The sequence below is a fragment of the uncultured Meiothermus sp. genome, assembly GCF_937863175.1.
Taxonomy (GTDB): Bacteria; Deinococcota; Deinococci; order Deinococcales; family Thermaceae; genus Meiothermus.
This window is the reverse complement of the sequence record NZ_CALMCQ010000197.1, coordinates 1-5,886: the sequence shown is the minus strand read 5'-3', so window position 1 is coordinate 5,886 and position 5,886 is coordinate 1. Positions and strand designations below refer to the sequence as shown.

The following is a 5,886-nucleotide window of genomic DNA, read 5'->3' as shown; positions in this document are numbered from 1 at the left end:
AAAATCAACCAAAAGCTCTCTTAGCTTATGGTCTCACTTTAGGGGCGCACTACAGTTCCTCGTCCGGTACCAGCCGAGGGCGAGGTGCTGATCCGGGTCTACGCCACCACCGTCAACCCTTTCGACTGTGCGGCCCGGGCTGGATATGTGAGCAGCTGGTATCCCTACAGCTTTCCCTTGATTCTGGGTCTGGATGTCTCGGGGGTGGTGAAAGAAGTGGGCCCAGGCGTGAGTGATTTTGCCCCGGGCGATGAGGTATGGGCGCGCACCAACCCTGCCAGCAACGGGGCTTATGCCGAGTATGTAGCCGTCGCGGCTTCCGAAGTTGCGGCCAGGCCCCGCTCGCTCGATCACCTGCAAGCGGCCGCTCTGCCACACGTAGGTCTAACCGCCTGGCGCATGTTGATGGATGCAGCCCACGTCAGTGAAGGACACACGGTTCTGATCCACGGCGCAGCGGGTGGGGTGGGCAGCTTTGCAGTGCAACTGGCCAAATGGCGGGGTGCGAGGGTGATCGGTACGGCCTCTGCGCACAACCTCGATCTCTTAAGAGAGTTGGGTGCGGACGAGGTGGTGGATTACAACAGTATCCCCTTCGAAGAGGTAGTGCACGATGCCGACATTGTGCTGGATACGGTGGGGGGTGAGACCCAGGAGCGCTCCTGGAGAGTGCTCAAGCCCGGCGGTATACTGCTCTCCATCGTCCAGGCCCCTTCACAAGAAACCGCCGATGCACATAATGCACGCCAGCAATTTGTGGTTGCTTTTCCACCGGCGGGTGGTGTGCTAAAGGAGATTGCCTCCCTGGTCGAGAGCGGGCACATCAGGCCGGTGGTGTCCTCGGTGCTGGGGCTCCAGGACATTCGGCAAGCTCACCAGGCGGTGGAGGGCAGGCACACACGCGGGAAGCTGGTCTTGAAGGTCGCGGATTGAGGGAGACCGAGGCCGATGCCACCGTGTGGAATACCAGCGGCAAGTATCAGGAAGTGATCTCACATTTCGCCAGGCTGTTCACCGCGCCATCCACCCAGGAGCAGTTCGAGGTGTTCATCGAGGTCTGAGAGCGGTTCCCACGAATACGCCGTATAGCGTTTTTTTGCTATGCGGCGTGCATTACGCCCCGCTTTAGCGCAGCACTGCGCATGCCGTAATGGTAGGAAACGCGATGAGAGTACACCAGCATGCGATTGATGATGTCGGTGCAGATACCACCATCCGCACCCCAGACAAACTTTAGCACCCTTTTCAATGGAGCCACCCATGCAATCCATGAAAGCCGTCCGCATCCACAACTATGGTGGTGTTGACCAGTTGGCTATAGAAGATGTCCCTCGCCCTATACCAGCCGAAGCGGAGTTACTGATCCGTGTTCATGCCACCGCCGCCAACCCCTTCGACTGCGCCGCCCGTGCCGGGTACGTAAGCGGCTATTACCCTTACACCTTCCCCCTGGTGCTGGGGCTGGATGTCTCGAGTGTGGTGGAGGAGGTCGGCCTCGGAGTGGAGGAGTTCGCCCCCGGCGACGAGGTGTGGGCACGCGCCAACCCTGCCCACAACGGGGCCTATGCCGAGTACATAGCCGTCGTGGCCTCCGAGGCTGCCCCCAAGCCCCCCTCGCTCGATCACCTGCAAGCCGCCATCCTGCCGCACGTGGGGCTGACGGCGTGGCGCACGCTGATAGATGCCGCCAATCTGAGCGAGGGGCGGACGGTTCTGATCCACGGCGCGGCGAGGTGGGCAGCTTCGCGGTGCAACTGGTCAAGTGGCGGGGCGCGAGGGTGATCGGCACGGCCTCCGCGCACAACCTCGAGTTCTCGCGGGAGCTGGGTGCCTCCGAGCCCGACAACGCCCCTCGGCCACGGCTGGGACGCGGTTGCCCACGGGCACCGCAGGCGAGTGCCCACCAAAATAGAGTGGACGAGCTAATACCCGGCTTCCTATCCCCAAAGTCGGTGCGCGAGCGCACTCTACAGACTTGGGAGGTTTACGAAACCTCGAGGCGGCAATAACACGAGGCTTGGATGGGGACATCAGCCCAGGCTTTGGCCTGCTCGAGGCGTTGTTCCATCTGCATGGCCTCGTGGTGTTTGTGCAGCTTGTGCAGGCATTCGACATAACCGTGCAAGCTCCAAACGTTGTCGGGATGCTGCGAGGCCCGGCTCAGGGTGCTGTTCAGACCCAAATCATCGCGGTAGACCTGTTCGGCTTCGGCCACCCGGCCTTGCTCCAAAAGCAGTGCCCCCAGGGCGTGGCGGGTCGGCTGCATCCAGCCCCAGGGTTCGTCGTAAGGCAAACTGTCGTCGAGTTCAACCGACTTACGCAGGTGGGCAAAAGCCTGCTCGAAGTTGCCTTTGCGGTACTCGATCTCCCCGTTCAACATCTCAGCAGCGATTGCCAAAATGTCGGTGCATTTGTTGTTGAACACGTAGCGCGTTTCGGGCACCCTGGCCAGGGCCTCGGCGAACCGTAGCTTTTCTTGCTCGGCTGCCGCAACCCGGCCCGTCGCCGCCAGAGCGATGCCCTTGGCATAGTGCAGCATGGCGGTGGTGGCGCAGTACAGGTTCGGGTCTTTGGGTAAGGGTTCAGCCAGGATTTCTTCCCACTTTCCAAAACGGATGTACACGTGCAGCCGCATGGTGACAAAGCCCTCGAGCCAGTCGGCCATCGGGGGCAACTCCACCCTCAGCAGTTCTTCGGGGATGCTGGCGATCATTTGGTTGGCGGCCTCGAGGGCAGCCTGGGACTGTCCCAAAAACATCGCCGCATAGAGTTTGAAGTGATAATTGTGGCAGCGATAGAGGGTGTAGAAGTTGAGCGGCCCTTCGCGCTGAAGATACTTTTGATCGGCTTCGATGGCTTTGCTGTTGGCCACCACGGCCTGGTGGTAGCGGCCACACAACACGTCAATGTGCGAGGGCATGTGGCACAGGTGCCCGGACTCGGGCACCAGGTCGCGCAGGGCATCGCCGGCGGGCAAGGCCCGCTCAGGGTGCGGGGACATCTCCAGGGTGTGGATGTACATGTGCAGCAGACCGGGATGGGGTTCGAGGCCCTCGCGCTCGACCTGACTTAAGGCTTTTTCCAGCACCGCTACGGCCTCGAGGGTGTCCGCACCCTCTGCGGGCTGGCCGCTTCGGAGGTTCCACAGCTTCCAGGGGGTGCGGTTGATCAGTGCCTCGGCGAACAAGGTGCTCACGTCCAGATCGTCGGGGAAGGTCGCGTACACTGCCCGCATGGCTGCGGCATAGGCATCATTCCAGGCGCTAAAGGCGTAGGGATCGCGGCGCTGGGCGGGGTAGCGGTGGGCCAGGGCCTCGATCAGCGCCCGCTCTACGGGGGAGGCCGCGCTTGCCAGGCCCAGGGCGTGGCTCATGGCGGCATCAATGGCCGGGAAAGCCAGCTCGAGTTCGTCCTCGCGGAAGGCTTCCCAGGCTTTGTTGTAGTTGCAGCCGAGTGCATAGGCGATGCCCCAGTAGGCCATCGCGCAGTTAGGATCAGACTCAGCGGCCTTCTGAAAACAGCGTACCGATTCTTCGTGGTTGTAGCCGTAGCACCAGATCAGACCCCGGTCAAACCAGTGCTGAGCCTCTTCGGACTGCGTGCTGACCGGGCGGCTATAGCTGCCAAGATCATAGTATCCACTCACAAATACCCCCGCGGGAACTATTGGAACGCTGTTAAGGATAGCACTTCCTAGCAGTATCGGAGCAACCACGGGCCAAGTAGAGGTGGGATCTCGAGACCCCACTGCCTTCACGCGGTAAGATGCGCCCAATGGCCCCAATATTCTTGGTGATGGGAACCCCGGCCTGCGGCAAGAGCACCGTCTCGAGGGCGCTGGCTTCGCGCTTCAAGCTGGGCTTGCACATCCCGGTGGACGACCTGCGGCATATGGTGGTGGGCGGGTTGTCGGATATGAATTTCAGCAACGAGGCCACCGCCAAGGTTACCGGTGAGCAGATTCGGCTGGCTCGAGTGGCCGCCTCGCAGATGGCCCGCACCTACAACAGCGCGGGCTTCGCAGTGGCAATAGACGACTTCGGGTTCAACCACATTCCCGGAACTCCGTTTCATATGGGCTTCAACACGGTTCCCGAGACTCACTACGACCTGGGCTCGCAAGCAGACAAAATCGTCTTACTGCTCAGCTTCGAGACCACCCTACAGCGGCTGTACGGTCGAAACGGGTCGGAGAATGATTTTGCCAAGATGCTCGAGAACGCCAATCGGCTCAGTCACCCGATCATCGCAGAGCATCCCAAACCCGGCTGGATTGTCGTGAACTCCACACACCTCACCGTCGAGTAGACCGTAGACCATATCCTCAGAGTAACCCAACTCCCGCCAGCCTGACTGGGCTAAAGACCTAAACTCTTTGCAACGTATATATGAACCCCGTTTTCCGGCTCTTCGTCACTTTTGGTGCATAGGAAAATAGAGTTCTATGACCGTAAAGCGCATGGTTTTTCGACTACTGGGCGGTGTTAGGTGGCTCGAGCCACACCCGGAGTATCGGAGTATGCTAACTCATGCCCCAAAACACTGTACTCGTGACCGGAGCCAGCGGGTTTGTAGCCCTGCACTGCATCCAGCAGTTGTTGCAGCAGGGCTATAGGGTGCGCGGAACCCTGCGTTCGCTGGACAAGGAAGCCGCGCTGCGCAAGGCGCTGGGCGATGTGCGGGATGGTCTCGAGTTCGTCCAGACCGACCTGCAAAACGACCCGGGCTGGGACAGGGCGGCTCAGGGCTGCGCCTACGTGCTGCACCTGGCCTCGCCCTTCCCCCTGACCATCCCCCAGGACGAGAACGAGCTGATCGTTCCGGCCCGTGAAGGCACCCTGCGGGTGCTGAGAGTGGCAAAACAGGCGGGCGTAGAGCGGGTGGTGCTGACCTCCTCCATTGCTGCGATCATGAACGGGCATTCCGAGACCCGCAGGGTCTTCGACGAGCGCGACTGGTCGAACCTCGAGGGCCGCGTCCAGCCCTACCCCAAAAGCAAAACTTTGGCCGAGCAAGCGGCCTGGGCCTTTGCCAGGGAGCACGGCCTCGAGCTATCGGTCATCGCCCCGGGCCTGATTCTGGGGCCATCGCTGGACGGGCACTACCCGACCTCGAGGGAGTACATCCGCAAGCTGATGAAGCGCGAGGTGCCTGGGGTTTCGCGCACCACTCTCTTTACGGTGGACGTGCGCGATGTGGCTCTGGCCCACCTCGCCGCCATGACCGTACCCGAGGCGGCCAATCAGCGCTTTGTATGCGTCGAGGGGGGACACCGCTTTCGGGAAATCGCCCTGATTTTGCAAAGGCATTTTGCCGCCCGGGGCTACCGCATTTCCACGCTCGAGTTCCCCGACTGGGTGGTGCGTCTGGTAGCGATTGCCGACCAAACCGTGCGGCTGACGCTGGACGAACTGGGCAAGGAGTACCGCTTCAACAGCGAACCCGCCCGCAGGGTGCTGGGCTGGAAGCCGCGCCCGCTCGAGCCCTCGGTGCTGGAGATGGCCGAGGGGATGAGGCAGCAGGGCATTGTTTAACCATGCGCAAACCCACCTGCGGGCTGATGGCCTCAACCGGTGCATTCACGGCAAGCATGACTTCGACCACCGGCGAGCAGGTAAGCGCGGTGCTGCAGCCCGATTTGAACGGTATTCATAGCCAAGACTTTTCTCAAGAACAAAATACGGTGCCGGCGCGAAAAAACACTTTACGTGGGGGGTTGGGAGGTCTATAATCGTCCAATCGAACAGGCGGGTTGGGCCCAATGAGCTGTTTTTTTGTCTGCTGGGTCAGCAACACCGGGGCCTACACTCTAGCCTGAAGAAAACCAACCCTTATGACCGGGATCCCTAATCTCCTGCCGATGGTCGAGGAAGAAACCGCCCCGCT

General features: G+C 61.0%; 6 protein-coding genes. 5 read left to right on the top strand and 1 reads right to left on the bottom strand.

The features are described from left to right. Positions 1-84 precede the first annotated feature (84 nt). The 3 genes from Q0288_RS07710 (at position 85) to Q0288_RS07700 (ending at position 1,782) form a co-directional block, all read left to right on the top strand. Positions 85-933 carry an NADP-dependent oxidoreductase gene (locus Q0288_RS07710; RefSeq protein WP_299429316.1) on the top strand — a complete coding sequence of 283 codons (849 nt, stop codon included), beginning with the start codon at positions 85-87 and terminating at the stop codon, positions 931-933. Next, positions 930-1,061 (top strand): hypothetical protein, encoded by a 132-nt coding sequence (locus Q0288_RS07705; protein WP_299429315.1) that lies wholly within the window; start codon positions 930-932, stop codon positions 1,059-1,061. The genes Q0288_RS07710 and Q0288_RS07705 overlap by 4 nt, the downstream gene beginning before the upstream one ends. A gap of 199 nt (positions 1,062-1,260) precedes the next feature. Next, positions 1,261-1,782, top strand: coding sequence for an NADP-dependent oxidoreductase (locus Q0288_RS07700; protein ID WP_299429314.1), 522 nt, complete (start codon positions 1,261-1,263; stop codon positions 1,780-1,782). Positions 1,783-1,984: 202 nt separating this feature from the next. Here the strand turns inward: Q0288_RS07700 and Q0288_RS07695 are convergent, their stop codons facing one another. Next, positions 1,985-3,646 (bottom strand): hypothetical protein, encoded by a 1,662-nt coding sequence (locus Q0288_RS07695; RefSeq protein WP_299429313.1) that lies wholly within the window; start codon positions 3,644-3,646, stop codon positions 1,985-1,987. A gap of 128 nt (positions 3,647-3,774) precedes the next feature. Between Q0288_RS07695 and Q0288_RS07690 the strand changes: the two genes are divergently transcribed. Together Q0288_RS07690 and Q0288_RS07685 are read left to right on the top strand one after the other, a co-directional pair. Beyond that, positions 3,775-4,308, top strand: a complete 534-nt coding sequence (locus tag Q0288_RS07690) for an AAA family ATPase (protein WP_299429312.1) — start codon at positions 3,775-3,777, stop codon at positions 4,306-4,308. 221 nt (positions 4,309-4,529) lie between these two features. Beyond that, on the top strand, positions 4,530-5,534 hold the full coding sequence (locus Q0288_RS07685) for an aldehyde reductase (protein WP_299429311.1): 1,005 nt from the start codon (positions 4,530-4,532) through the stop codon (positions 5,532-5,534). Positions 5,535-5,886: the final 352 nt, after the last annotated feature.

Excerpts from the sequence above, each read along its gene's own strand:
- Q0288_RS07700 (WP_299429314.1), top strand. The coding sequence starts at position 1,261 with ATGCAATCCATGAAAGCCGTCCGCATCCACAACTATGGTGGTGTTGAC.
- Q0288_RS07690 (WP_299429312.1), top strand. The coding sequence starts at position 3,775 with ATGGCCCCAATATTCTTGGTGATGGGAACCCCGGCCTGCGGCAAGAGC.
- Q0288_RS07685 (WP_299429311.1), top strand. The coding sequence starts at position 4,530 with ATGCCCCAAAACACTGTACTCGTGACCGGAGCCAGCGGGTTTGTAGCC.